Here is a 26,438-nt window from a genome sequence, read left to right on the forward strand (position 1 = left end):
CTCACCTCTATTCTCTTCTAGTAACTAATTGCTTTATTCCATTTAATTTAGATCTAACTGTTCCATCAATAACATCATTATCAATTCTTAAATAAATTCCTCCTAGAATGCTAGGATCAATTATTTCCTCTAAAATTATTGCCTTGTTATACTTTTTTTCTAACTTTGTAACTAATTCATTTCTTTCTTTGTCAGTAAGAGGGATAGTTGTTTTTACAATTCCTTTGATAGTATTTTTTCTTTCTAACTGTATTTTTTCCAATTGAATAATTTTTTCTTTTAAAAATAAAATTCTGTCTTTTTCTATTAACAATAATAAAAATGTCAGTAATTCTTCATCTATTTTTCCTTTAAAAATACTAATAAAGGTTTTTTTCTTTTGTTTTGTACTTATTTGTGGATGCTTAATTACTTCTTTAAGTTCCGCATTATTTTCTATAAGTTCATTTATATCCTTTAGGTCTTGGATATACTTGTCCACATTGCCTTTTTTTTCTGCTATATCATAAAGGGCTAAAGCATATCTACGGTCTAAATATTCATACATTATGAATTACCTACCTTTGTAATGAAGTCCTCAATAAGTTCTCTATTCTTGTCTTCATCTATATTTTTTTCAATAATCTTTTCAGCTAATTCCATAGCTAAATCAACAACTTGAGTTTTTAACTGAGCTTCTGCTTTTTCTCTTTCCCTAGCGATTTCCTTTCTGGCTCTAAGTATTATTACTTTAGCTTCTTCATTTGCTTCTTCTATTATTTCATGATAAATTTTATCAGCTTTAGCCTTTTCTTGTTGAGTTATCAACTTACCTTCTTCTCTAGCTTTCTTTAGAATTTTTTCATTCTCTATAGCAAGTATTCTAGCCTTTGTAATTTCTTCTTCAGCATTATCTAATTTTTCGTTTATTAATTCCTCTCTCTCTTCAATAATTGCAGCAATTTTTGCAAAGAAAAACTTTTTAAGTATTAAATATAAAATCACAAAGTTTATTATTGTTGCTATAAGGGTGCTTGGGTTTATACTCATATTTGCTGCTCCCTTCTATAATTATCATTTATTTTTACCATTTATTTTATACCTACAAATATTAAAAGTATTGAAACTAATAATCCATAAATAGCTGTTGCTTCTGCAAAAGCTGAACCTAGCATTAAAGCTGTAGTTATCTTTCCACTAGCTTCTGGTTGTCTCGCTATTCCCTCTACTGCTTTTGCTGTTGCATTTCCAATTCCAATTGCAGCTCCTATACCTACTAGTACTGCTATTGCTGCTCCAAGTGCTCTCATTTCCATAAATAAATTCCTCCTTTATATAAATCATACTTTTTCTTTAATGTTCTTCTTCTGGGTTTGAATGTTCTGCTGTTATTTTTATATTTATCATTGTAAGCATAACAAATATGATTGTTTGTATTGCTCCATCAAATATATCAAAATATGCATGTAATGGTACTGGTATTACTAATTGAGCAAAGAAACTTAATCCATGCAAAGCTTCATAACATAACTCTACTAGGAAAGTAGCTGCTAATATATTACCAAATAATCTTAATGCTAATGATATTGGGAGCATTATTCTTTCTAGTATATTTATCGGTGTAATTATCCATGTTGGCTTTGCGTAAGCAACAAAATATTTCTTTAAGCCATGTTTTTTTATTGGATAATATTGCACCATAAAAAAGGTTATTAAACCTAATCCTACTGTAACACTAAAATTTTTAGTTGGTATAGGCAACCCTGTTAATCCCATAAGATTCATTATCAATAAAAATATAAATAATGTTCCTATAAAGGGCATTAATTCTAAATTTTTCTCTCCCATGTTTGCAACTAATACATCTCTTAATTTTTCGTATAATAGTTCTACAGTAGCTTGTTTCTTACTTGGCCTAATTTTTAAATCTCTAGTTGTCCATAATGCAAGTAAAATTATAATTAACATAATAGCCCATTGTATTACTATTTCAGGAACAATGTCTATAGTTATAGGACCAAGAGAAAATGACCAAATAGGTTCCAACTGCTCCAATTAACTCTCCTCCTTCCTCACATTAATCCAATATATTACTTGAAAAATAAAATGAAGCATATAGCCTAATATATAAGCTATAATTTCCATAAGATTATTTAAAAAAGGGATTGCAAGAATTACTATTATCAATATTCTTATTATGTAAGTAATAAAAAGAAATACACCTTTACCCTTTTTCAAAGCATATTCTAGTAAAATACCGCTAGATACTGCATTTATCAAAGATACTAAATCTCCAAATAAAAAAATAATAGAAAATTTTATATTCACTACTATAGATAGAATTATTGTAAGAAAAAATCCTCCTATTAAATCATATTTTATCATTATTTTAAATAAGTTATTCATTTCCTTACTCATCTATCTACACCCCATTCAACTTATGTTATTATAGTCCTATAAAAAAATAATTTAAAATCTTGTATTTGCCCATTTTAATCTATAATATATGTAATTTTTTCATTTTTAATAGTTTTAGTTCTATTTTCTTACTTCACTTCTAAATATCATCAATTTGCTAAGTATAATTAAGAAATTAAAGTAATTATATATTTTTATTATTCATTTTCCATTCTCATTTTTAAAATAAAAAACTCCCTAAAGGAAGTTTTTTTATTTTAAAAATTCTTTTATCTCTAATTTTCTTATATTAAAATAATTTTCTATTATATCTGCTATTCTTTTTGATGCATAACCATCTCCATATGGATTAGTTGCCCTGCTCATTTTTAAATATTCATCCTCATTTTTTATTAATTTATTAGCTTCATAAACTATTTTTTCAACATCTGTTCCTACAAGTTTTACTGTTCCATATTCTACAGCTTCTGGTCTTTCTGTAACGTCTCTTAAAACTAATACAGGCTTTCCTAAATGTGGTGCTTCTTCCTGTAATCCACCTGAATCTGTCATTACCATAAAGCATTTATTCATTAAATTATGAGTTTCATTAGTATCAAGTGGGTTTAATAAATGAATTCTTTCATTATTACCTAATTTTTCATAAACAACATCTCTTACAATAGGATTTAAATGAACTAAATATATTAATTCTACATCTTCATTTTCTTTTACAATTCTATTTAAAGCTTCACATATATTATTAATTCCTTCTCCCCAGTTTTCTCTTCTGTGGGCAGTAATTAAAATAACTTTTTTATTTATATAATCTATGTTATTAAGTAAATCAATACTAAATTTAAAATCTTCTTTAACTGTATGATGCATAGCATCAATAACAGTATTACCTGTTATATATATATCTTTTTCATTTACTCCTTCTTTTATGAGATTTTTCTTTGAATTTTTAGTAGGAGCAAAATGTAAATCTGCTAGTGAAGCTGTTAATTTTCTATTCATTTCTTCTGGAAATGGAAAATACTTATTATGAGTTCTAAGTCCAGCCTCAACATGACCAACCTTAATTTGTTGATAAAAGGCTGCTAAAGCTCCAGAAAAAGTTGTCGTTGTATCTCCATGAACTAATACCATATCTGGTTTTTCTTTTGAAAAAATTTCTTCTAATCCCTCTAATACTCTATTTGTTATACCTGTTAAACTTTGCTTATTTTTCATTATATTTAAATCAAAATCAGGATTTATATCAAAATATTCTAGTACTTGATCTAACATCTCTCTATGCTGTGCAGTTACACATACTTTTGATACTATTCCTTCTCTTTTCTCTAATTCCTTAACTAGAGGAGCCATTTTTATTGCTTCTGGTCTAGTACCAAAGATAGTTATTATCTTTTTCTTTTCCAACTTTTTTTCCTCCTAATATTACATGTAAATATTTAAATCATTTATTTAATACATCATTATTATATTTATGTAAATATATTCTATTCAATTATACTACCAACTACAGCAATTAACAATTGAGAATTGACAATTTCGAAGGAGTTTAAAGCTAACTGAAACTTTACAAAATAAAAAAACTCCCTTACGGGAGTTTTTACCTAAATTATGAATTGTAAATTATGCATAGCCTTTAGATATTCGGAGTTTATTCCTTAATTATCAATTGAACTACTTAGTTCCGAACAATCTATCTCCGGCATCTCCTAAACCTGGTACAATATATCCATTTTCATTTAATTTTTCATCTATTTCAGCTAGATAAATATCTACATCTGGATGTTGTTCTTGAACATATTTAATTCCTTCTGGAGCTCCAACTAAGCACATAAGTCTAAGGTTCTTAGCTCCTCTCTTCTTTAACATCGTTAAAGCATCTGCTGATGAACCACCTGTTGCAAGCATTGGATCTACTACAATTACATCTCTTTCTGCTATATCTTGAGGTAATTTACAGAAATATTCTACTGGTTGAAGAGTTTCTTCATTTCTATATAAACCTATATGACCTACCTTTGCTGCTGGTATAAGTCTTAACATACCATCTACCATTCCTAATCCTGCTCTTAATATAGGTACTATAGCCATTTTCTTTCCTGATAACATACGACATTTTGCTTTACAAATTGGAGTTTCAATTTCTACTTCTTCTGTACTTAGATTTCTAGTTACCTCGTATGCCATAAGCATTGATAATTCTTCAACGATTTCTCTGAAATCCTTTGAACCTGTATCCTTACTTCTTATTATTGCTAACTTATGTGATATTAATGGATGTTTAATTTCTGTTACTTTACTCATTTTTTCCTCCTAAATTTATATAATTAATATTTAATAATTACAAATTATTAATTAATATTAATCTGTTTGCAATTAAATATTCGGAATTAAAAATTATTATTTACTATATTTCTTTTCGATTTCAGTTATTTTGTCAATTCTCTTTTGATGTCTATCACCTTGGAATTCTGTATTTAAAAAAGTTTTAACTATATCTAAAGCTAATCCTTCTCCAACAACCCTTTGACCTAAAGTTAATATATTTGCATCATTATGTTCTCTTGTTGCATGAGCACTAAATGTATCTGAACATAATGCAGCTCTAATACCCGGAACCTTATTGGCGGCAATACTTATTCCTATTCCAGTTCCACATACTAAAATTCCAAAATCGAATTCTTTTTTTGCAACTGCTTCTGCTACTGGAAGAGCATAATCTGGATAATCACAAGATTCTGTTGAATTGCTTCCAAAATCTTTTATTTCATAGCCTTCTGTTAGCAAAAACTTCTTTATAGTTTCTTTTAATTCAAATCCACCATGATCTGAACCTAATGCTATTTTCATAAAATAACCTCCTAAAATATCATGTCTGAATTTCACAAAAAAAGAGAAAGGTTTCCCCCTCCCTCTCCCTCTAAACTTCTATTATGTCAAACCCTGCTGCTTTATTTAATCTATTCATTACAGCCACTCCTACACCCTTTTCTTCAAAGGATTGACAAAGGATTAAATCTGCACCTAAATCATCACAAGTTCTTAATGATTCAAAAAGATTTCTAGCTATTTCTTCAAGATTTTTTTCACTTCCTAAGGAAATTACTTTACCTTTATTAAATTTATTTTTTAATTCATCTGTAGTTAAAATTACTACCTCTTTTTTTATATCTATATAATTCTCCACTATTTCTTGAATTTTTTCAATAGTTTTTTCTTTATTTCCTTTAATTATTTTTATTTTTGCTTTAGGAGCATAATGTCTATATTTCATTCCAGGTGCCTTAGGCTTTAAATCTTCCTTTGGTTTCCCAATAATTGCTTTATCTATCTCTATTTCAGGATCTATTTCTTTTAACATTTCTAATGTTATACCACCAGGTCTTAAAACAACTGGTGGATTTACAGTACAATCAACAATTGTTGATTCTACCCCCACTTCACTTTTACTACCACCTAGTATATAATCTACTCTTCCATTTAAATCTTCAATACATCTTTCTATATCAGTTGGACTTGGCCTTCCAGATATATTTGCTGAAGGAGCTGCTATTGGCTTTTTTGATAATTCAATTAATTTTAAAGCAACATCGTTATTAGGCATCCTTATTCCTATAGTATCAAGATTGGCACTAGTTATATTAGGAATAAGATCCTTCTTTTTCAATATTATTGTTAATGGTCCTGGCCAAAACTTATTTATAAGTTTTCTTGCAACTTCTGGAACCTCCTTAACTAAAGGAGTTATATCTTTATTAGCAACATGAACTATAAGGGGATTATCTTGTGGTCTTCCTTTTGCCACAAATATTTTTTTTACTGCTTCTTCATCTAAAGCATTTGCCCCTAATCCATAAACTGTTTCTGTAGGAAATGTAACAATTCCACCATTATGTATTATTTTTGCAGCTTCCTGTATTTTTTCAATATCTTTATTTAAATCTTTAATAATAGCTACCCTTGTTTCCAAAAGTTTACCTTCTTTCTTCTATAATTCTATCTGACCTCTGGCTATTTTTATATTTTCTATTGCTGATGCAGTGTACTGTGCTTTCACACAATTTTTGAAGATTTCATCAAGTAGAATATATTTTTTTAAAGCACCTCTTTTAATTACTTGAAAATAATATATTTCCTCTGGCTTATTTTTTTTAATTTTTATATAGGAATTTGAAGCTTCTGGATACTTTTTCATAAAAATCTTAGTTATAGGTTTTAAATAATTATTCCTAAATTTTGATGTTGATACTAATACAATATTAAGATCTTCACCAACTTTATTTGTATGAACTAACACTACCTTATCGCATAGTAATATCGCTTCTTTTCCAAATAAACCACTCTTAAATTTCAGCTTATTATTTTTAGCAGTAAATTTTAAATTATGATAGTTTGCTTTGGATATACAGGAGATTATTATTAGTATTTCCAATGAATATAGGTAAATCATAATAAAAAGAGATTTTACTTGAGATATTAAGAACACTAAAGGCAATGTAACAAATAACAAAAACATTAATATGTAAAATCTTTTTATACTTTTTTGTTCTTTTTTTAATGCTTTCTCTATCTTCATAATACATTTACCTGCTTTAAAAGCCTCACATAATAATGCAAGGCTTTTAAATTATATAGAATCGGTATTCCCCATTAATTTCATTTTTTCTGCTTGATCTGCTGTTATTAATGCATTTATTACTTCATCAATATCTCCATCTAAGAATGCATCTAATTTATAAAGAGTTAATCCTATTCTATGATCAGTTACTCTGCCTTGAGGATAATTATAAGTTCTAATTCTTTCACTTCTATCTCCTGATCCAACTTGACTCTTTCTTTCTTCTGCAATTCCTGCATTTCTCTCTGCTTCAGCTGCTTCATATAGTCTAGCTCTTAATACCTTCATAGCCTTTTCTTTATTTTTTAATTGTGATTTTTCATCTTGGCATGAAACTACTATTCCTGATGGGAAGTGAGTAATTCTTACAGCAGAATCTGTAGTATTTACGCATTGTCCACCATTACCTGAAGCTCTAAACACATCAATTCTTATGTCTTTTTCATTAATTTCAATTTCTACATCATCAACTTCAGGAAGAACTGCAACTGTTGCTGTTGATGTATGAATTCTTCCGCTTGATTCTGTATCTGGTACTCTTTGCACTCTATGAACTCCACTTTCATATTTTAGTTTAGAATAGGCCCCTTGACCTTTAACCATAAATACTACTTCCTTGAAGCCTCCAATATCAGTTTCATTAACATTCATAACTTCAACAGTCCATCTTTGCTTTTCTGCATATCTTGTATACATTCTGAAAAGATTAGCAGCAAATAATGCGGCTTCTTCTCCACCAGCTCCCCCTCTAATTTCAACAAATACGTTTTTATCATCATTAGGGTCTTTAGGTAATAGAAGAATTTGAATTTCCTTTTCTAGTTCTTCTTTTCTTTCTGTTAGAGATGATATTTCTTCTGAAATCATCTCCTTCATATCTTTATCACTTTCTTCAGCTAACATTTCTTTATTAGCATCTAACTCTTCTACTACATTTTTATATTCTCTATAAGCATTAACTAAAATCTCTAAATCAGCATGTTCCTTACAAAGCTTTCTCCATTCACTTTGATTAGCCATAATTGTAGGATCTGATATTTTAGCTGATAATTCTTCATATTTATTTTCCGTAAAAGCCAATTTATCTAATAACATCTTATCACTCCGTACTAAATTTTTTAACATCTATTTATTATATCAAAATACTCATAGTCTATCAATATTTAAAGTCTGCCAATACTACCCTGTCTAGCCCAGCTAAATCTTTTACTATTTTTATATTTTTAAAACCATTGTCATCTAATAATTTACTAACTTCTTCCCCTTGATCATAGCCTATCTCAAAGGCTATAATGGCATTTTTCTTTAAAACTTCTTTACTTTCTTCTATTATTCTTTTATAGAAGAATAATCCATCTTTTCCTCCATCTAAGGCTGTATGAGGTTCATAATCTTTAACATCTTCCATTAAATTATTTATTTCCTCTTTTTTAATATAAGGTGGATTTGAAACTAATATATCATATTTTTTATTATCCTTAATAACTTCTTTTAACAAATCGCTTTTAATAAATTTAACTCTATCTTCTAAATTATGTTTAATAATGTTTTTCTTTGTTATTTCTTCAGGAATGTCATAAAAATCAATTTCATCAACCCTTATATTCTTTTTATAATAAGCTAAGGCTATTCCTATAGCTCCACTTCCCGAACAAAGATCACATACTTCTAACTCTTCTTCATCATTAATTAATTTTAAAACTTCCTCTACTAATATTTCTGTATCATTTCTCGGAATTAAAACTCCTTCTTTTATAATAAAATCTAATCCCATAAATTCGGTTTCACCAAGGATATATTTTAAAGGCATTTTATTTGCCCTTTTTTCAATAAGTTGTAGGAATTTTTCTTCATTTTCTACGGATACAGAAACATCCCTGTTAGTCATTATATACAATTTATCCTTTTTTAAAACATGAGCTAAAATTAATTGTGTATCTAACCTGTAATTTTCGATATCTTTTTCTTTTAATATAGAAATTCCTTTTTCTATTAATTCTCCTATTTTCTTTCCTTTTGCTTCTATTCCTTCAGCTTTCATAAGTGCCATTATTGCCACCTCAATTTGATCATCATCAGGTTCTTTAGTGGTTAAATTCTGTAACATTATACCTGGATAAGCTATTATTCTAGACATAATACTACTGCTCTTCCCTAACCATCTTAATAATTCATAAGTTATCCCTGAAACAAGGGGAATTAAAACAATTCTTAATATAATTCTTTCAATAATACTTCCCCAGCCTGTTAAGCTAAAAATGATAATACTTATGAACATAGTTAAAAACATAAAGTTTGTTCCGCATCTAGGATGAAACCTGCTAAATTTCTTTACATTTTCTACTGTTAACTCTTCTTCTGCTTCATAGCAATATATTGTTTTATGTTCAGCTCCATGATATTGATATAATCTATATATATCATCCATTTTACTAATTAAATACATATACATTATTAATATAAATATTCTTATAATAGATTCTATTAAATTCAAAATAATTGGAGTTAAATTTAAAAATCTAAATAAAGATGCTATAAAAGTAGGTATAGCTACAAATAAAGCTATTGATAATCCAAAAGATAATAGCAATGTTAAGCTAACTAAAACATCATTACTTTTATCACCTAACTTTTTGCTTATCCATTTTTCAAATTTTGATTCCTCTTCTTCATCTTCAAAAAAAGATGCAGAGTAATTTAGGGTACTAATTCCAGTTTTTAAAGAATCTATTAATACAAATATTCCTCTTATAAAGGGAATATTCAAAAATTTGTATTTTTTTGTTATAGGAACTATCTTTTCAAAAGTTACTTCAATCTTTTTGCTTGGAGTTCTTACTGCTGTCGCCTGTCCCTTGATCCCTCTCATCATAACGCCTTCAATAACAGCTTGACCTCCAACATTAGTTTTTCTCATTAAATCCCCTCTTTATAAGTTATTTTTATATTTATAATAGCAATTTCCACATAAAGATTCATATTCAATACTATCAGAATTATCTATTGCAATTTGTTCACCTTCAAAAACAAATTTATCATTAACTTTTCTTCCATTCAATACTGCTTTTTTTCCACATTTGCATATAGTCTTCATTTCTTCTATACTATGGGCTAATAATAACAACCTTGTGCTGCCTTCAAAGCCTTGCATTTTAAAATCTGTCCTAAGTCCATAACAAATAACAGGTATGTCTAAACAAACAGCAACTTCAAATAATTGATCTATTTGTTCTGATTTTAAAAATTGTGATTCATCTACTAATATACAGTCTATTCTTCCTTCTGCATCTATATATTCTTTTATTCTTTCAAGAACATTATCTTTATTTGAAATAACTAAATCTACTTTTCTTTCTACTCCTAATCTGGATACTAACTTGTCCCCACCCTTAGTATCTGTTAATGGTTTTAAAAGAGCTACTGTCATTCCTCTTTCTTCATAATTATGTGCTACTTGCATAAGGTGTGTTGATTTACCTGAGTTCATTGCACCATACCTAAAATATAATTTACTCATAATCTTTCTCCTTTTTGTTAAATATATTTAGATTATATCATTGAATATTATAGTTAATCAAAAATATTTTCACTATGTAAATTCTTGACTGAACCATTCTCATATGTTATATTGATATAGTTACTGAAGTAATCGAAAGAGGTGAAAAAAATGAGAGAAGGCATACATCCAAAATACAATCACGAAGCTGTAGTTAAGTGTGCATGTGGAAATACTTTTACAACTGGTTCTGTTAAAGACGAACTAAAAGTAGAAATATGCTCTAAATGCCACCCATTCTTCACTGGTAAACAAAAAATCGTTGACGTTGGCGGAAGAGTTGACAAATTTAATAAGAGATTTAATCTTAAATAGGAATTTTGGGAAAGATATTATCTTTCCCATTTTTTCTATTATTTTTCTTAATTTTTCTTAATTTTTTCTTAGCATTACTGATACTATTTAAATTTTATATTATAATAATACTACCTACTTTTATTATGATAAAATTTATTATGTAATATTGAAAAGTGAGTGTTATAAAAATATGAAGAAAGTTTTAATTTTAACAACTTCTACGGGAGAAGGACATAATCAGGCTGCTAACTCAATTGCAAATACTTTTATGAAATATTCTTATGAAGTAATAACCTATGATTTTTTAAAAAGCAATAGTAAAATATTGACTAATCTACTAGTTAAAGGGTACGAAATAGCTGCATCATTTTTCCCTAAAACTTATGGTTTTTTATATAATATTTCTAACACATTATTTATTACTAAAATAATATCTTTTATTTTTTACTTTCTAAACAAGAAAGTTTATAAATTTATTAGAAATTCAAATCCAGATGTAATAGTAGTAACTCACCCATTTGCTGTTTCTATAGCTACAAATATAAAAAATAAAATTAATATTCCTATTATAACAATTGTTACAGATTTTAAAGCTCATGGGGCTTATATTAGCGATAAAGTTGATGCCTATATAGTTGGAAGCAATGAAACTAAAAATAATTTAATTGAAAAAGGAATATTAAAAGATAGAATATTTGTTTATGGAATACCTGTAAAAGATAAATTTTTTAAAGAAAAAATTTATCTATCTGGTATCGATAAAGGCGATTATTTTAATGTTTTACTAATGGGTGGAAGCATGGGATTAAAAAATATTTCTCAGGTTTTAAAGGAGTTATTAAATAATTCCTGCAAATTAAGAATAACTGTTGTATGTGGTAAAAATGAAGAATTACGAAATAATTTATTAAAGAAATATAATAATAATATAAAAAACAAAAAACTACATATTTTAGGTTTCTCTAATGATATAGATGTTTTAATGGATTATTCAGATTTAATTATTAGTAAACCTGGTGGTTTAACATCAACAGAAGCAATTAACAAAAGGCTTCCATTAATTATTCCTTTTGTTATCCCAGGACAAGAAACTGAAAATGTTGAAGTATTACAAGCTAACGGATGTGCAATTTACCTAAATAATTTATTAGAGCTTAATTTATTGGTATCTGATTTAATTAATAATCCTGATAAATTAAAAAAGATAGAGGAAAACATGGCTAATTTATCCTCATCATATTCTAAAGATAATATAGTAAAATTAGCAGATAAACTTATTCAAGCCAGCGCTTCCAATTCCCAATTCATAATTAAAACTGAATTTAATGATAATATAAATTCGAAATTATAAATTTATTAATATTATAAAGAGACTAAAAAAGAAGATTGTTCACAATCTTCTTTTTTATCTTATTTATATATCACTTTTATTAAACATATCTATAAATTCTTTATTATTTTTCGTTTTAGACAATAAATTTATTAATTTTTCTGTTACATTATCTATATTTCCATCTCTATACATAATTCTTCTTATAGAATATGCTACTTCAAGTTCCTCTGATGATAGTAATAAATCTTCTTTTCTTGTTCCTGATTTATATATATCAATAGCTGGGAATATTCTTCTTTCTTGCAGCTTTCTATCTAGGTGAATTTCCATATTACCAGTTCCCTTAAACTCTTCAAATATCATATCATCCATTCTAGAACCTGTTTCAACTAATGCTGTAGCAAGAATTGTTAAGCTTCCTCCTTCTTCAATATTTCTTGCTGCTCCAAAGAATTTTTTTGGCATTATTAATGCACCTGGATCTAATCCTCCTGATAAAGTTCTTCCTGTAGGAGTTATAGTTAAATTATATGCTCTAGATAATCTTGTTAAGCTATCTAATAATATCACTACATCTTTACCTTGTTCAACCATTCTTTTAGCTCTTTCTAAAACCATTCTAGAAACTTTTGCATGATGTTGAGGTTCTTCATCAAAGGTAGAATATATTACATCTCCATTTATTGACCTCTTCATATCTGTAACTTCTTCTGGTCTTTCATCTATAAGCAAAACTATAAGCTTTACTTCAGGGTAATTTTTAGATATGTTTTGAGCAACTTTTTTTAACAATGTTGTTTTACCTGCCTTAGGAGGAGCAACTATTATCCCCCTTTGTCCTTTACCTATTGGACAAATTATATCCATAAGTCGTGAAGATAAATCACCTTCATTATCAGTTTCTAACTTCAATCTTTCCTTAGGATATATAGGTGTTAAGCTTTCAAAAGATGGCCTTCCTACAGCTCTTTCCGGATCTTCTCCATTAACTTTTTCAACATATAGTAAAGCTTTAAACTTTTCTCCATCCTTCGCTTCTCTAACCTTTCCTGAGACTTCATCACCTGTTCTTAAATTAAATCTTCTTATTTGGGATGGGGAAACATATATATCATCTTCACTTGTTTGGTAATTATTGCATCTTAAAAAACCAAAATTGTTATTCTCTAATATTTCTAATACTCCAATTGCAGTATCCGACCCATTTATCATATTCTTAAGTCTTTCTTTTTTTTCCTCTTTATCTTCTATAGTGCTATTATTAAGCTCATCATTATTTATTGTATTTTTATTAGAGCTGTCTTCAAATTTATTTTTAGGAACTATCTTTTCTCTCAAAATTATCCCATTTTTTTCTATACTATTTGGTTTATTATTAATTATTTCCTCTATCAATTCATTTTTTTTATATTTACTTATATTTTTTATATTTAATTCCTTAGCTATTTCTCTTAATTCAGCTAAAGTTTTCTTTTCATAAAACTCTTTCGTCAAGGTTGCACCTCCAGGTATTATAAATTACATATTTCAAACTATATATTTTTTAAATTTACATGGGATATTTATTTAAGATATAGCTTTAAAGATATGAAAGGCAAAAGATTATGTATGTATTTATTATGGAATAATAAAATGAATTTTTCAAGTCTATTTCATTATTCTTTAATTATCATCTTTATTATTCTCCCTTTTTGATTTTTTAATACAACTTTATTTATCTCATAAAAATAACATCTTAAGTAAAGATATAATTACATATCTATAATTACTTAAGATGTTTTATTTTACAATAAAATAACTATATTTTTATCTCTTTCCTGTATCAAAAGGTTGTCCTTCAGCTTTTGGTGCACGAGAAGATTTAGAGAAAAATATTAAAGCTATTAAAGTTACAATGTATGGGAAAGTTTTTAATAATATACCTGGTATTTCTGATAAAGCTGGTATAGCTTGTGATACATTGGCTATTGTTGAAGCAAATCCAAAGAAGAAAGTTGCTCCTAAAATACCTAACGGTCTCCATTGACCAAATATTAAGGCAGCCAATGATAAGAAACCAAGACCTGCTACATTACCATTAAACTCTCCTGAATATGTTAATAGCATAGTTGCTCCTCCTAAAGCTGCTAAGCCTCCAGAAGCAAGAACTCCAAAATATCTCATTTTATATACATTTACACCTGCTGCCGCTACAGCTTCAGGGTGTTCACCACAAGCTCTTAATCTTAATCCAAAAGCAGTTTTATATAATAAAAATACGCTAAGAGCTAAAATTATTATTGCAAGCCATGTTGTTGGATATGCTCTTTCAAAAAATAGTGGTCCGATAATTGGAAGCTTAGATAATACAGGAACATCTGTAGGAAGAAATCCATTTGTAACTCTAATATTACCACTTCCAGTAATGTTTCTGGCTAAGAATACTGTTAATGCACCAGCCATCATATTAATAGCAGTACCACTTATTGTTTGATCTGCATTTAAGTTTATACTTGCAAAAGCATGTAATATTGAGAAGAGAACGCCAGCTAAGAATGCTGCCAATAATCCTATCCAAAGGGCTCCAGGTACACCATTAGCCTGTAATTTAGAAACTGTAAGAGCCCCTGTAAATGATCCAATTATCATTAATCCATCTAGTCCTATATTAATAATTCCACTTCTTTCACTATAAAGAGCTCCAAGAGCTGTTAATAACATTGGAACTGTATAGGCTATCGCATATGGAAAAATTTGTTCTATTATTGTCCACATTATTTTTCCACCGTCCTTTCAGCAGCCTTTTTTTCATTCTTTTTCTTCACAAATTTATTGATTAACTTGTCCATTATCAAGCTTGTTGCTGCAAAATATATTATAGTTGCCATTATTGTATCAGCAAGTTCTGGCGGTACCTTTACTGCTGCATTCATAAATCCCCTGCCTACATAAAGAAGACCAAAGAATAATCCTGAGAAGAATACCCCAATAGGGCTGCTTGCTCCTAATAATGCAACTGCAATACCATCAAAGCCTTGACTTGGCATAACACCAATCTGCATTATATTTGAATTTCCTGAATATTGAATAACTCCAGCTAAACCAGATAATGCACCAGCTATTGCCATAGATATCATTATATTTCTGTTAACCGGCATACCTGCATATTCTGCTCCAAATCTGTTAAATCCAACAGCTTTAAGCTCATATCCAAGCACTGTTTTATTTAAGATAAACCATACAGCTGCAACTGCAATTAAAGCTAAGAAAATTCCTAAATTAATGAAGGAATTATCAAATAGGTTTGTAAGCCACGAAACCCTTAAAGTTGCAGTTTCTGGAAGCATCTTAGATTCTGTTTCTAAGAAATCTCCCTTAAAGTAAGACGGAATTAAATAATATACTGACCAGTAAGCAATCCAGTTCATCATAATGGCAGAAACAACTTCGTTTACGTTAAACCTTGCTTTTAACAGGCCTGGAACCGCTCCCCATAATGCTCCAGCTAAAGTACCAAGTATAACTATCATAGGTACAAGAATAATTTTTGGTAAATCAAAAGTTAATCCGACAGCTATTGCTGTAAAACCTCCTGCCAGCATTTGTCCAGGTGTACCAATGTTAAACAAACCAGTTTTAAATGCAAAGGCTACTGAAAGTCCTGTTAACACTAATGGAGTAGCTGTGGCAATTGTGTTACCTATTCTCTCCATATTCATAAGTCCACCTTTAAACAGGTATAAATATCCTTCAAATGGATTAAAGGACATAATAGCCATTAATATTGCTCCTGCTATCATTCCAAGTAATGTTGCCAATAACGATTTTAAAACTTGATGCTTTCCCATTTTAGCTTTCACCTCTCTTTATCCCTGCCATTAATAGTCCAACTTCATTTTCGTTAGTTTCGTCGGCTTTTACAATTCCAACAAGTTCACCATTATTAACTACTGCAATTCTATCAGAAACATTTAAAATTTCGTCTAATTCTAATGATACTAAAAGAACTGCTTTTCCATTATCTCTTTGTTCAACAAGTCTTTTATGTATATACTCTATTGATCCTACATCTAATCCTCTTGTTGGCTGTACTGCTATTAAAAGATCAGGATCTGATGCAACTTCACGTCCAATAATAGCCTTTTGTTGGTTACCTCCTGATAAGGATCTTGCTATAGATTTTCCGCCTTCACCTGATCTAACATCAAAGTTTTCTATTATTTCATCAGAATATTCGGTTATTTTTTCCATATTTATAAGTCCATTTTTAGAAAATGGTTCATTTTTATATGCTTTAAGAACCATATTATTTTCAACTGTATAATCTAAAATTAATCCTCTCTTATGTCTATCTTCTGGTATATGAGCAATTCCTAAATCTATTCTTTCTCTAATCGAAGAATTTGTTATATCCTTTCCATTAAAGACTATTTTTCCTTCTTCAACTGGCCTCATACCTGTTATAGCTTCTACTAGTTCAGTTTGACCATTTCCTTCAACTCCAGCTATACCAACTATCTCACCTTTTCTAACTGATAACGAAAAGTTTTTTAAGCCAAGAACTTTTTTATTATTTTTAACTGATAAGTTTTCAACCTTAAGTACTTCTTCCTTTGGCTTTGCTTCTTGCTTTTCTACTTTGAAAGATACTTGCCTTCCAACCATCATTTTTGCCATTTCTGCTTCAGTAGTTGACTTAACATCTACTGTTCCAATATATTTACCTCTTCTTATTACTGTACATCTATCAGCAGCAGCTTTTATTTCCTTTAATTTATGAGTAATTAAAATAATAGATTTGCCTTCTTTTATAAGGCTTTTCATAATTTGAATTAGATCTTGTATTTCTTGTGGAGTTAAAACGGCTGTAGGCTCGTCAAATATTAATACCTCAGCATTTCTATATAGCATTTTTAAAATTTCAACACGTTGCTGCATACCAACTGAAATGTCTTCAATTTTTGCATATGGATCAACGTTTAATCCATAAGTTTTTGATAATTCAGCTATTCTGTTAGCAGCTTTCTTTATATCAACAGTTAAAAACTTCTTAGGTTCACTACCTAAGATAATATTTTCTGTTACTGTAAAATTTTCAACTAATTTAAAATGTTGATGAACCATACCTATTCCTAAATCATTGGCAATATTAGGATTAGAAATTTTAACTTCTTTTCCTTTTACCTTTATAGTTCCCTTGTCTGGCAAATACATTCCAAACAGCATTCCCATTAATGTAGATTTACCTGCACCATTTTCTCCTAAAAGAGCGTGAATTTCTCCCTTTTTAAGTTGTAAAGTAATATTATCATTTGCTACAATTCCTGGAAACTCTTTTCGAATATTTAGCATTTCTACTACATAATCCATCTAATTCACCACTTTCTGTGTAATACTTATTAGGAAATTTAAGGGTCCCCCCTTAAATTCCCTAATCCATATAATTATTTAATTAAATTACCTTGTTCAGCACTTACTTTAATATCTCCACTCTTAATCTTTTCAAATACTTCATTAACTTTTGAAATTGTATCTTCTGATAAGTTTGGATTTTCCTTTGGAAGGCCAACACCATCATTTGATGCATCAAATTTTAATATTTGACCACCTTTAAATTCTCCATTTAATTCATCTTTAATCATATCAAAAGTAGCAGTATCAATCTTCTTCATGGCAGAAGTTAATATTACTGATTTTTTTGCAGCTTCATCATAAATACCATCTGCATATTGGTCAACGTCAACACCAATCATCCAAACTTCTTGACCCTTTTGAACTCTTTGTTTAGCTTCATTTATAGCTCCAACACCAACTCCACCTGCTGCTGCAAATATAGCTTTTACTCCATTGTCATACATAGTTGCTGCTAGTTGTTGTCCTGCTGCTGAGTTATCAAATGATCCTTGATACACTACATTTTCAGCTTTAATAGTCATCTTTGTTCCTAAATTTTCATTAGCATAAGCTACCCCTTGTTGGAAGCCCCAGTTGAACTTTTGAACTGCTGGTATTTCCATACCACCTATAAATCCTAAGTCTCCCTCTTTTAATTCTGCTGCAGCTGCAACTCCTGCTAAGAATCCAGCTTGTTCTTCAGCAAAGAAGATAGCAATTGTGTTGTCTGATAAATCATAATTATTATCTCCGCTATGTGGTGCACCATCTAGAATTACAAATTTAGCATCTTCATATTTCTTTTGAGCATTATAGATAGCAGTTTCAAACTTAAATCCAGGAGTAACTATAAACTTGTATCCTGTGTCATAAAGATTTGTAATTTCCTTCATATAATCTGCTTCAGTAGTACCTGCTGGTTTTAAGTAACTTGTTTCAACTCCAAATTCTTCTCCAGCTCTTAAAATACCTTCCCAAGTTCCTTGGTTGAAGGATTTATCATCGATAGTTCCTGCATCAGTAACCATCCCTACTTTTAAATCAGCTTTTTTATCTCCACCATTATCTGATGAATTAGAGTTTCCACCTCCACAGCCTACAAGGCCTGTAACCATAAGAGCTGAAAGTGTTAATGCTATTAATTTTTTCTTCATAATAATCCCTCCATTAAATAATATATATAGCAATCTTTGTATAACAAAGAAGTGCATTCTTATTGATAATTTTTTTAATACTTCTTTTCTGATCCATTTAATACTAACTTAGGTGGTATGCTTATTCTTTTAATTTTATCTTCCTTAGATTCAAATTTTTCTATTAATAATTTAATTGCTTCCTTTCCTAAATCAATAGGCGAATCTTCAATATAAGTCAGCTTTATACCTACTATATCAATCAAATCTATTTTATTAAAAGCTATCAAAGATATATCATCAGGGATGCTCTTATTTTTCTCAAATACTCCTTTTATAACACCTAAAGTCATTTTATTACTACAAACTATTAAAGCAGTTGGTGGATTTTCCGTGTCTAAAAAGTTCTTTGTAATCTCATAAGCCTTTTCCAAAGAAAATTCACCATTTTTTATGTAGTCTTCACAAATTTCAATATTGTTTTCTGATAGTGCCTTTTTATATCCCTTTAATCTATTTTCAGATGTACTTGATTCAGTAATTCCTTTTATTATTCCAATTTTTCTATGGCCTTCTTTTATTAGGAGAGATGCTGCATCATAACCTCCCTTAAAATCATCAACAAATACTCCATTTAATTTAATATAATTTAAATCTGCTGATACTAAAACAATAGGCATGTCTAAACTTTCTATTGTTTCAATAAAATCTTTTTCAAGATTATTGTTACTAAAACTTGGAGTCATTATTACCCCTTTTAATCTATGCTTTTTTATTTCCTTTAAGGCTTTAAGTTCACTATTTACATCATTGTTAGTATTAAATAATATTATATTTAACCCCTTTTCTTCAGCAGTTTTACTTATACCTTTTATTATTTCTCCAAAATACGAGTTGGTTATATCTGGAACTATTATTCCAATTGTATTATTTTCCCTTTTAGAAAGGTTTCTCGCAATTGCACTTGGTACATAGTTCATCTCCTTGATTACCTCTAAAACCTTTTCTCTGGTTTCAGTTTTAACGTAAGAAGAATTATTTATTACTCTGGAAACTGTCGTTGGAGATACTCCTACTCTTTTCGCTATATCATCTATAGTTACTGCCATGTCTATACTCCTTGTACAAATAGTTAAAAATTCCATATTTTACTCTCTCTATATTATATAACTAATAATATAGAGAATTCTAGTATCTAAAATTAAATTACATATTTTTTATTTTTAAAAACTTTTTATTAATTATTTGGTAAGTTATTTATAAAAAAATGCTGTAACCGGTTTCTTTAAATATAATAAAAGTTATCTATAAAATTATAACTAAAGCTTTCTAGTGGAAATCGATTACAAAAGTTAATAGTATAAAATTTCCTAGTATTTCTTTTATTATAATTTTATTAAAATTTCTATATATTTATTCTTATTAAGATTACTTGTCCAAAAAGATTACGCAAATATTTATATATAGAAATATTTTTCTATACTTATATAATATAATAAAAACTAAAGAATGCAAAGATATTTTTATTAACTTTACATTCTTTTATATATTCTTTCTATCCCCTCTTCAATTGTAAAATATGTATCCCTAAATTCCTTATTAATTAAAAGTTTTTCTTCTGCTTTATTAACGTTATATTTTATACTTCTTTTACTTCCAAGATCTATTATTTTATTAATCATTTCTTTATCTAAACAATTATATTTCTTTAAAAGCAATAAATATAAATATTTATTTTCCTTCTTTTTTAATATTTCTTTTAAATTTTTAGAATCTATATTTAAATAAGAACATAACACATTTGTAACAATAATAATTTTATTTAATTTATATTCTTGCTTCATATAATCACCTCTTAACTATAATTATTACCTTATTTCTTAAAAGTAATCAGCTTTTATTAATGATTAATGAGCTAAATCTTATAAAAAATGCACAATATAGAACAATATTATCTACTCTATATTGTGCATTAATACTAATTTATTTTTACACTTACTGTTAAATTTGTTTTAATAGGTGGTTGTCCACCAAGTGCCATTGAATATTTTGCAAAAATATCTCCGCCATTTTCATCAATATCTAGTTTTAATTCATCAGTATGAATTTGTAAATCTAAAACCCCATAAGGTGTATTGTACATTGATATAGAAGTCTCACCTTCTTTAAAATTCATTCTAGCACTTGTACTTCCTTCTCTTTCAAGAACTAATTCATTTTCTAATATTTTTAATGTAGTTGTTGTACCTTCCATACCAGATAATTCAGTTTCATTATATATAGCTTTATATCCATTTTCTATTTTTTCAAATTCACCAGGTGTAATAACTTCTATTACTTCATTAGTATCTAATTCATTAAAACTTTTTAATGATATAAATGCATTTTTCCCCATACTAATCCTCCATTATATTTTAATATAACCTTTATCTATATTAGTTCCTTATCTACAAAGAAATATCTTGCTTTTAGTTATTATATTATAATAAAATTCAAATTATTTATCAAATTATATATATTTTAATTATATTATCTATATAAATCAATAATAAGTTATTGTATTTTATAGTTTATTTATCCTTATTATTAAAAATATTTTTTATAAAATCAAAAATTTTAAATTTGAATTCTACTTTATTTTCCTGATCTTTATCATTTTTTTCATCATTTATTGTTTCCTTTTTTTCATTTTCTCCTTTTTTATCTTCATCTTCTAATGAATTTTCACCTTCATATTTTTCTATAGTTTCTTTAACATTATCAGTATCTATAGTTTCTTTAGTCTCATCTAAGAAGCACAAAGGCGGGAACATGACACACCACCAATTTTGTCCCTTTGCTTCGCCTATTAATATTCTATAAGCTTCATATTCCCCCTGTGGAAATATTACATCCCCATAAACTTTATCAGGAAAATTTTCCTTAGAAAGAGTACTAGTTACTACATAATTATATCCTTTTCCTTTAATAACTTCTTTAGCTACATTTTCTATTTTCCCTCTATTTTCGATAATGAATTTTCTTGATTCTTCAAGATTTTTACTATCCTTTAGTTTATCATATACATAATCGATAACTGCATCTCTTACTTCTAATTTAAGTTGCTGATCTTCTTCTGTGTCACTATTTGCTATTACATGAAATCTAATAATTTTATCTGCAATATCTTCATAAACTAATTCCTTATTCTCTATATCATTATTTTTATAGCTGCTTGTACAACCAAAAAAACTTAATAAACTAATTATAAATATAAAAACAACAAAAATTTTTTTCATAATAAAACCTCCATTTCATTCTAATTATTTACATATATTAGGAGGTTTATTCATTATATATTAAAATGTTCTTGTTATATGTACTTCTTCATACCTTTCTTTCATTTTCTCGAAGCATTTTTGAGCTTTCTGCATATCTTCAAAAAATGCAAAAATTGTAGGCCCGCTTCCACTCATCATAGTTCCAATTGCACCTAAACGTCTCATTTCTTCTTTTATATTTATCAATATTTTATATTTTCTTAAAGTAACATTCTCAAGTAAATTCTTCATATTCTTAACCACAAGCTTTAAATCATCTTGCTCAATAGCCTTAATTAATTCATCAGTATTAGGATGATTTCTAACTTTTTCTAAATCAAAAGCTTCATATACACTTCTAGTAGAAATACCAAAAGGCGGCTTAACAATCACTATTATTTTATCCTTAAATCTCTTTAGCTCTGTAATCTTTTCTCCTATACCTTCGCATAAAGCAGTTCCACCTTTTATACAATAAGGAACATCTGCACCTAATTGTAAACCAAGTTTCATTAATTCATCATCATCTACATTTATATTAAACATTTTGTTCATTATTTTTAAAACAGCAGCTCCATCTGTACTTCCACCTGCTAAACCTGCAGAAACAGGAATATTCTTTTTAATATATATATTAACCCCTTGTGATATATTATATTTTTCCATAAATAATTTCGCTGCTTTATAAGCTAAATTTCTTTCATCACGTGGCACATAACCTTTATTACACCCTATAGTAATGCCTTGTTCTTGTTTTTCTATAGTTATTTCATCATATAAATCTATGGTTTGCATTACCATTTCTAATAAATGATATCCATCTTCTCTTTTTCCTATAATATCTAAAGATAAGTTAATCTTTGCATAGGCTTTTGCTCTCATATTATTTTTCCTTTCAACTATAAACATCATTTTAAAATAAACTTCAGAATATAACTTCTGAAGTTTATTTTAATTATATATTTTTTTGATCTTATAGTAAACCAGGAAATCTTTAAGCTTTTAATTCTATATTTTCATTTTTATAACCTTCAATTATTTTTATTAAAGGATCTATTTTTTCATAAAAAACTATTATATAGTCACCTTTCGAAGCAAGACTAATAGCCTTAGTTAAGGCCTCATCTTCCCCTAGAATAATTTCATATTTTTTATTTCTACTATATTGTTTAACCCCCTTTTCTATAAGTTCTGCTATTTCGCCCCTTTTTCTTCCTCTCAAACATCTATCTTCTTTTATAATAATATAATCTAAAAATTCGCTTGATATTTCTCCTATTTTTATTGCAACATCATCTTTTCTATCCCCTGGTATTCCTATTACTCCATATAATTTAGCAGTACATAAATTTTTAATAGAAGATAATACTGCCTTATATCCATCGATATTATGGCCATAATCTAATATTATATTTATGCCATTTACATTGTGGCAATTAAATCTTCCTAAATTCTCTTTTGAATTTAATTGGTAACTTGTTATTCCATTTCTTATCATAGAATAATCTACATTCAACCCAATTAAAGCACTACAAGCTGCTAAAATGTTTTCTATATTAAATTTTAATTTTCCTTTCAATGTAATCGGAACATCATTTAAATGACATATTTTATATCTTTTATTTTTATTTATTGCTATTATTTCATCATTATCTACATAAACGCAAATAGAATCAGACTTATTTTTTAATAAAATTTCATTATTAGCATCTATGCTAAAAAATATTTTTTGGGCTTTTATTCTATTTAAAATTGTATTACTCCAATAATCTTCTGCATTTATGACAACATATCCATCTTCTTTTACAGCTTCTCCTACTAAAGACTTAACAAAACATAAGTCTTCCATTGTATTTATACCATCTACACCCAAATGATCTTCTCTTATATTGGTAATTACAGCAACATCAGCTGTATCATATGCTAAGCCATTTCTAATGATTCCTCCTCTAGCAGTTTCTAAAACAGCTACATCAACATCAGGATTTAAAAGCACTGCCCTAGCACTTTCAAAGCCTGTATCATCCCCAATATCAATTGCTTCGTTATTTATAAAAATACCATCTGTACTAGTCATACCTGTACAATAACCCATTTTTTGAAGAGTATGACTTATTAATCTTGTAGTAGTAGTTTTTCCATTAGTTCCTGTTATTGAAACTACTGGTATATTAACAGGATTATTATTATATAACATATTTACTATATGTTTACCTATATCTCTTGCTTTACCTTTACTTGGGTTTAAATGCATTCTAAGTCCAGGTGCTGCATTTATCTCCATTATTATTCCATTTATATATCCCTTATCTATTATTGGTTTTGAAATATCCTCTGTACATATGTCTATCCCACAAATATCTAATTTTAATGCTTTTGCTGCTCTAATACATATTTTTTTATTTTCCTCACATATAATATCTGTACAGTCTATAGCTTCTCCTCCAGTTGAAAGATTAGCATTTTTTCTTAAAAAGATTTTTTTATTTTTTTCTAAAACTTCATTTAAAGACTTACCTTGTTCTTGTATATAATTAATAACTTCACTATCTATCTTTATTTTTGTTAAGTTATTTTCATGATCATTTCCTCTTTCTGGATTGCTGTTTAATATATCTATTAGCTCTTTAATAGTATTTTTTCCATTGCCAACAACATATGGAGGTATTCTTAAAGATACTGCTACTACTTCATAATTTATCATACAGACTCTATAATCTTTGCCTTTATGATATTTTTCAATAATTATATCCTTATATTTTTTTATTAAATTACTATATGCATTTAATAATTCTTTTTCATTTTTTATATTTAAAATTACACCCTTACCTTTATTTCCAAATTGAGGCTTTAAAACAACTGGATAACCTATTTTTTCAGCTGCTTGTAATAAATCTATTATATTATTAACTTTACTTCCTTTTGCTACTGGTATATTTTGAATTTTAAGAAGTTCTTTTGTTAAAAGCTTATCACAGGATATATCAACGCCAACACAATTAGTATTACTTCCTATCGAAGCTTCAATTATTCTTCCCTGCTTTCCGTATCCTATTTGATAAAAATCTCCCTTACCAAGTTTAATTACTGGTAAACCAATCTTTTCTGCATATTTACATATTGATTTGGTACTAGGTCCCATCATTTCATCTTTTAAAATTTTATCTAATAATTTTATTCTTTCATCATAATTTATTGGGACTTTATTTATTAATGCATTTATTATATCTATAGCTAAATTTGCAGCTTCTAAAGCAAACTTCTCATAAATATATTGAAAAATAACATAATATCTATCTCCTTCTATTTCCCTAGCCTTTCCATAACTAACATCTACGCCAAGTTTGTTTTGCAATGCTATAATAATATGTTCACAAATATGAGCTAGGTAAGTTCCTTCGTATAATCTTTTTACAAAACCTCCCTCTTCATCTATTCCGCATCTGTGAGTTTTTAATTCTGGAAGCATATTAACAAGATTATTACTAAAATCTTCTATAACTGAACTTGGAGTTTCACTATATCCTTCTAAATCTACCTCCAGGCTAATACATTTCTTTAGTGAATAAATATTCTTTCCTTTAAAGACCTTAGTCTCTGTTATTTTCATTTTGATAATTTTCCTCCTCAAAAGGTAACTTAGTCAATAAATTAAATTTATTCCCTTCTTTTAAGACATGCAATTTAACATTAAACATACTTAATACTTCATCAAAATTTTGTTCAGATACATTATTATAAGTAATATCTCTAGCATCTAAAAAGTACACAGCCCCACTTCCTATAACCTCTGCTTCTCCCGTATCCTTAACAACTATAGCTGTATCTTCATCTATGCCCATTCCTAATACTTCAGGATTCTGGGCTATACCTGTAAGTAATCTCCCTATTCTTCCCCTTTGAGCAAAATGCTGATCTATCATTATACCCTTAACAAAACCAAGGCCTGGAGCCATTTTTAGTGTACATTTTCTTGGTGATTCTTCATCTGGCCCCATAACTATCATTGTATCACTCATAACAGAGGCTCCTGCTGAAGTTCCAACCATTATACATCCATTCTCAACAGCATCTTTTAAGGCCTTATTAATCAAAGTCCCTCCTACTAAACTGGTTATTCTAAGCTGATCTCCTCCAGTAAAGAAAATTAATGAAGCTTCTTTAATAAGATTTATATTATAATCATTAAAAGAATCCTCTCGTTTCTCAATATTAAGGCCTTTTATATTATTAACTCCTAATTCCCTGAAAATTTTAGAATATCTTGCAAAAGCTTCTTTAGGATATTCTGTTGCTATTGTTGCAATTAAAATAATATCCTCTTTCTTATTTATAGAATTACATACTATTTTTAATATTTCTTTATCTCCTTTTTTATCTTCTGCCCCTCCAATGATTATTAAATCGCCTTTAATCTTTTCCGACATAAAATCAC

27 protein-coding genes are annotated in these 26,438 nt (G+C 28.2%); 2 read left to right on the plus strand and 25 right to left on the minus strand.

Annotated features, from left to right (window positions below; translation table 11 throughout):
• Positions 1–7: 7 nt before the first annotated feature.
• The 13 genes from BEN51_RS11470 to BEN51_RS11530 form a co-directional block, all read right to left on the minus strand.
• A complete protein-coding gene (locus tag BEN51_RS11470; protein WP_119866183.1) occupies positions 8–547 on the minus strand; it encodes a F0F1 ATP synthase subunit delta in 540 nt (179 codons plus the stop codon).
• Positions 547–1,029: a F0F1 ATP synthase subunit B gene (locus BEN51_RS11475; protein WP_119866184.1), complete on the minus strand. Its 483-nt coding sequence runs from the start codon at positions 1,027–1,029 to the stop codon at positions 547–549. The genes BEN51_RS11470 and BEN51_RS11475 overlap by 1 nt, the downstream gene beginning before the upstream one ends.
• 41 nt (positions 1,030–1,070) lie before the next feature.
• Complete coding sequence (gene atpE / locus BEN51_RS11480) at positions 1,071–1,295, minus strand: ATP synthase F0 subunit C (RefSeq protein ID WP_119866185.1); 225 nt, start codon at positions 1,293–1,295, stop codon at positions 1,071–1,073.
• A 37-nt stretch (positions 1,296–1,332) separates the two neighbouring features.
• A complete protein-coding gene (locus BEN51_RS11485; protein ID WP_119866186.1) occupies positions 1,333–2,034 on the minus strand; it encodes a F0F1 ATP synthase subunit A in 702 nt (233 codons plus the stop codon).
• Positions 2,035–2,397: a hypothetical protein gene (locus BEN51_RS11490; protein WP_119866187.1), complete on the minus strand. Its 363-nt coding sequence runs from the start codon at positions 2,395–2,397 to the stop codon at positions 2,035–2,037. It lies immediately after the preceding gene.
• 252 nt (positions 2,398–2,649) lie between these two features.
• Complete coding sequence (wecB, locus tag BEN51_RS11495) at positions 2,650–3,801, minus strand: non-hydrolyzing UDP-N-acetylglucosamine 2-epimerase (RefSeq protein WP_119866188.1); 1,152 nt, start codon at positions 3,799–3,801, stop codon at positions 2,650–2,652.
• A 267-nt stretch (positions 3,802–4,068) separates the two neighbouring features.
• Positions 4,069–4,698: a uracil phosphoribosyltransferase gene (gene upp / locus BEN51_RS11500; RefSeq protein ID WP_119866189.1), complete on the minus strand. Its 630-nt coding sequence runs from the start codon at positions 4,696–4,698 to the stop codon at positions 4,069–4,071.
• 96 nt (positions 4,699–4,794) lie between these two features.
• Complete coding sequence (rpiB, locus tag BEN51_RS11505) at positions 4,795–5,244, minus strand: ribose 5-phosphate isomerase B (RefSeq protein WP_119866190.1); 450 nt, start codon at positions 5,242–5,244, stop codon at positions 4,795–4,797.
• Between the two features lie 70 nt (positions 5,245–5,314).
• The gene (locus tag BEN51_RS11510; RefSeq protein ID WP_119866191.1) at positions 5,315–6,364 is read right to left on the minus strand and encodes an L-threonylcarbamoyladenylate synthase; all 1,050 of its coding nucleotides are present in this window, start codon (positions 6,362–6,364) and stop codon (positions 5,315–5,317) included.
• A gap of 18 nt (positions 6,365–6,382) precedes the next feature.
• Positions 6,383–6,970 (minus strand): hypothetical protein, encoded by a 588-nt coding sequence (locus tag BEN51_RS11515; RefSeq protein WP_119866192.1) that lies wholly within the window; start codon positions 6,968–6,970, stop codon positions 6,383–6,385.
• Positions 6,971–7,021: 51 nt separating this feature from the next.
• On the minus strand, positions 7,022–8,107 hold the full coding sequence (gene prfA, locus BEN51_RS11520; protein ID WP_119866193.1) for a peptide chain release factor 1: 1,086 nt from the start codon (positions 8,105–8,107) through the stop codon (positions 7,022–7,024).
• Positions 8,108–8,168: 61 nt separating this feature from the next.
• Positions 8,169–9,929, minus strand: a complete 1,761-nt coding sequence (prmC, locus tag BEN51_RS11525) for a peptide chain release factor N(5)-glutamine methyltransferase (RefSeq protein ID WP_119866194.1) — start codon at positions 9,927–9,929, stop codon at positions 8,169–8,171.
• A gap of 12 nt (positions 9,930–9,941) precedes the next feature.
• A complete protein-coding gene (locus BEN51_RS11530) occupies positions 9,942–10,529 on the minus strand; it encodes a thymidine kinase (RefSeq protein WP_119866195.1) in 588 nt (195 codons plus the stop codon).
• A gap of 150 nt (positions 10,530–10,679) precedes the next feature.
• Between BEN51_RS11530 and rpmE the strand changes: the two genes are divergently transcribed.
• The gene (gene rpmE, locus BEN51_RS11535; RefSeq protein ID WP_119866196.1) at positions 10,680–10,883 is read left to right on the plus strand and encodes a 50S ribosomal protein L31; all 204 of its coding nucleotides are present in this window, start codon (positions 10,680–10,682) and stop codon (positions 10,881–10,883) included.
• A 172-nt stretch (positions 10,884–11,055) separates the two neighbouring features.
• On the plus strand, positions 11,056–12,216 hold the full coding sequence (locus BEN51_RS11540) for an MGDG synthase family glycosyltransferase (RefSeq protein ID WP_119866197.1): 1,161 nt from the start codon (positions 11,056–11,058) through the stop codon (positions 12,214–12,216).
• A 63-nt stretch (positions 12,217–12,279) separates the two neighbouring features.
• On the opposite strand, the gene rho is transcribed toward BEN51_RS11540, so the two are convergent.
• The 12 genes from rho to BEN51_RS11600 all read right to left on the minus strand — a co-directional run bounded on the left by rho (position 12,280) and on the right by BEN51_RS11600 (position 26,430).
• Positions 12,280–13,692 carry a transcription termination factor Rho gene (gene rho / locus BEN51_RS11545; protein WP_119866198.1) on the minus strand — a complete coding sequence of 471 codons (1,413 nt, stop codon included), beginning with the start codon at positions 13,690–13,692 and terminating at the stop codon, positions 12,280–12,282.
• Positions 13,693–14,004: 312 nt separating this feature from the next.
• Complete coding sequence (locus BEN51_RS11550; protein ID WP_119866199.1) at positions 14,005–14,952, minus strand: ABC transporter permease; 948 nt, start codon at positions 14,950–14,952, stop codon at positions 14,005–14,007.
• A complete protein-coding gene (locus tag BEN51_RS11555) occupies positions 14,952–16,025 on the minus strand; it encodes an ABC transporter permease (protein WP_119866200.1) in 1,074 nt (357 codons plus the stop codon). The genes BEN51_RS11550 and BEN51_RS11555 overlap by 1 nt, the downstream gene beginning before the upstream one ends.
• Position 16,026: 1 nt before the next feature.
• Positions 16,027–17,547, minus strand: coding sequence for an ABC transporter ATP-binding protein (locus tag BEN51_RS11560; RefSeq protein WP_119866201.1), 1,521 nt, complete (start codon positions 17,545–17,547; stop codon positions 16,027–16,029).
• Between the two features lie 74 nt (positions 17,548–17,621).
• Positions 17,622–18,725 (minus strand): BMP family lipoprotein, encoded by a 1,104-nt coding sequence (locus BEN51_RS11565; protein WP_119866202.1) that lies wholly within the window; start codon positions 18,723–18,725, stop codon positions 17,622–17,624.
• A 74-nt stretch (positions 18,726–18,799) separates the two neighbouring features.
• Positions 18,800–19,813 (minus strand): LacI family DNA-binding transcriptional regulator, encoded by a 1,014-nt coding sequence (locus BEN51_RS11570; protein WP_119866203.1) that lies wholly within the window; start codon positions 19,811–19,813, stop codon positions 18,800–18,802.
• Positions 19,814–20,236: 423 nt separating this feature from the next.
• Positions 20,237–20,548 carry a hypothetical protein gene (locus BEN51_RS11575; RefSeq protein WP_119866204.1) on the minus strand — a complete coding sequence of 104 codons (312 nt, stop codon included), beginning with the start codon at positions 20,546–20,548 and terminating at the stop codon, positions 20,237–20,239.
• 134 nt (positions 20,549–20,682) lie between these two features.
• Complete coding sequence (locus tag BEN51_RS11580; RefSeq protein WP_119866205.1) at positions 20,683–21,099, minus strand: YwiB family protein; 417 nt, start codon at positions 21,097–21,099, stop codon at positions 20,683–20,685.
• A 175-nt stretch (positions 21,100–21,274) separates the two neighbouring features.
• The gene (spoIIR, locus tag BEN51_RS11585; RefSeq protein WP_119866206.1) at positions 21,275–21,982 is read right to left on the minus strand and encodes a stage II sporulation protein R; all 708 of its coding nucleotides are present in this window, start codon (positions 21,980–21,982) and stop codon (positions 21,275–21,277) included.
• A gap of 60 nt (positions 21,983–22,042) precedes the next feature.
• Positions 22,043–22,885, minus strand: a complete 843-nt coding sequence (ispE, locus tag BEN51_RS11590; protein ID WP_119866207.1) for a 4-(cytidine 5'-diphospho)-2-C-methyl-D-erythritol kinase — start codon at positions 22,883–22,885, stop codon at positions 22,043–22,045.
• Positions 22,886–22,997: 112 nt separating this feature from the next.
• Positions 22,998–25,613 carry a cyanophycin synthetase gene (gene cphA / locus BEN51_RS11595; RefSeq protein ID WP_119866208.1) on the minus strand — a complete coding sequence of 872 codons (2,616 nt, stop codon included), beginning with the start codon at positions 25,611–25,613 and terminating at the stop codon, positions 22,998–23,000.
• Positions 25,594–26,430: a cyanophycinase gene (locus tag BEN51_RS11600; protein ID WP_119866209.1), complete on the minus strand. Its 837-nt coding sequence runs from the start codon at positions 26,428–26,430 to the stop codon at positions 25,594–25,596. Before BEN51_RS11600 ends, cphA begins: the two co-directional genes overlap by 20 nt.
• Positions 26,431–26,438 lie beyond the last annotated feature (8 nt).

Source organism: Clostridium isatidis (genome assembly GCF_002285495.1).
Classification (GTDB): domain Bacteria; phylum Bacillota; class Clostridia; order Clostridiales; family Clostridiaceae; genus Clostridium; species Clostridium isatidis.

Excerpts from the sequence above, each read along its gene's own strand:
- BEN51_RS11470 (WP_119866183.1), bottom strand. The coding sequence starts at position 547 with ATGTATGAATATTTAGACCGTAGATATGCTTTAGCCCTTTATGATATA.
- BEN51_RS11475 (WP_119866184.1), bottom strand. The coding sequence starts at position 1,029 with ATGAGTATAAACCCAAGCACCCTTATAGCAACAATAATAAACTTTGTG.
- atpE (WP_119866185.1), bottom strand. The coding sequence starts at position 1,295 with ATGGAAATGAGAGCACTTGGAGCAGCAATAGCAGTACTAGTAGGTATA.
- BEN51_RS11490 (WP_119866187.1), bottom strand. The coding sequence starts at position 2,397 with ATGAGTAAGGAAATGAATAACTTATTTAAAATAATGATAAAATATGAT.
- upp (WP_119866189.1), bottom strand. The coding sequence starts at position 4,698 with ATGAGTAAAGTAACAGAAATTAAACATCCATTAATATCACATAAGTTA.
- rpiB (WP_119866190.1), bottom strand. The coding sequence starts at position 5,244 with ATGAAAATAGCATTAGGTTCAGATCATGGTGGATTTGAATTAAAAGAA.
- BEN51_RS11515 (WP_119866192.1), bottom strand. The coding sequence starts at position 6,970 with ATGAAGATAGAGAAAGCATTAAAAAAAGAACAAAAAAGTATAAAAAGA.
- prfA (WP_119866193.1), bottom strand. The coding sequence starts at position 8,107 with ATGTTATTAGATAAATTGGCTTTTACGGAAAATAAATATGAAGAATTA.
- prmC (WP_119866194.1), bottom strand. The coding sequence starts at position 9,929 with ATGAGAAAAACTAATGTTGGAGGTCAAGCTGTTATTGAAGGCGTTATG.
- BEN51_RS11530 (WP_119866195.1), bottom strand. The coding sequence starts at position 10,529 with ATGAGTAAATTATATTTTAGGTATGGTGCAATGAACTCAGGTAAATCA.
- rpmE (WP_119866196.1), top strand. The coding sequence starts at position 10,680 with ATGAGAGAAGGCATACATCCAAAATACAATCACGAAGCTGTAGTTAAG.
- BEN51_RS11540 (WP_119866197.1), top strand. The coding sequence starts at position 11,056 with ATGAAGAAAGTTTTAATTTTAACAACTTCTACGGGAGAAGGACATAAT.
- BEN51_RS11550 (WP_119866199.1), bottom strand. The coding sequence starts at position 14,952 with ATGTGGACAATAATAGAACAAATTTTTCCATATGCGATAGCCTATACA.
- BEN51_RS11555 (WP_119866200.1), bottom strand. The coding sequence starts at position 16,025 with ATGGGAAAGCATCAAGTTTTAAAATCGTTATTGGCAACATTACTTGGA.
- BEN51_RS11560 (WP_119866201.1), bottom strand. The coding sequence starts at position 17,547 with ATGGATTATGTAGTAGAAATGCTAAATATTCGAAAAGAGTTTCCAGGA.
- BEN51_RS11565 (WP_119866202.1), bottom strand. The coding sequence starts at position 18,725 with ATGAAGAAAAAATTAATAGCATTAACACTTTCAGCTCTTATGGTTACA.
- BEN51_RS11570 (WP_119866203.1), bottom strand. The coding sequence starts at position 19,813 with ATGGCAGTAACTATAGATGATATAGCGAAAAGAGTAGGAGTATCTCCA.
- BEN51_RS11575 (WP_119866204.1), bottom strand. The coding sequence starts at position 20,548 with ATGAAGCAAGAATATAAATTAAATAAAATTATTATTGTTACAAATGTG.
- BEN51_RS11580 (WP_119866205.1), bottom strand. The coding sequence starts at position 21,099 with ATGGGGAAAAATGCATTTATATCATTAAAAAGTTTTAATGAATTAGAT.
- spoIIR (WP_119866206.1), bottom strand. The coding sequence starts at position 21,982 with ATGAAAAAAATTTTTGTTGTTTTTATATTTATAATTAGTTTATTAAGT.
- ispE (WP_119866207.1), bottom strand. The coding sequence starts at position 22,885 with ATGAGAGCAAAAGCCTATGCAAAGATTAACTTATCTTTAGATATTATA.
- cphA (WP_119866208.1), bottom strand. The coding sequence starts at position 25,613 with ATGAAAATAACAGAGACTAAGGTCTTTAAAGGAAAGAATATTTATTCA.
- BEN51_RS11600 (WP_119866209.1), bottom strand. The coding sequence starts at position 26,430 with ATGTCGGAAAAGATTAAAGGCGATTTAATAATCATTGGAGGGGCAGAA.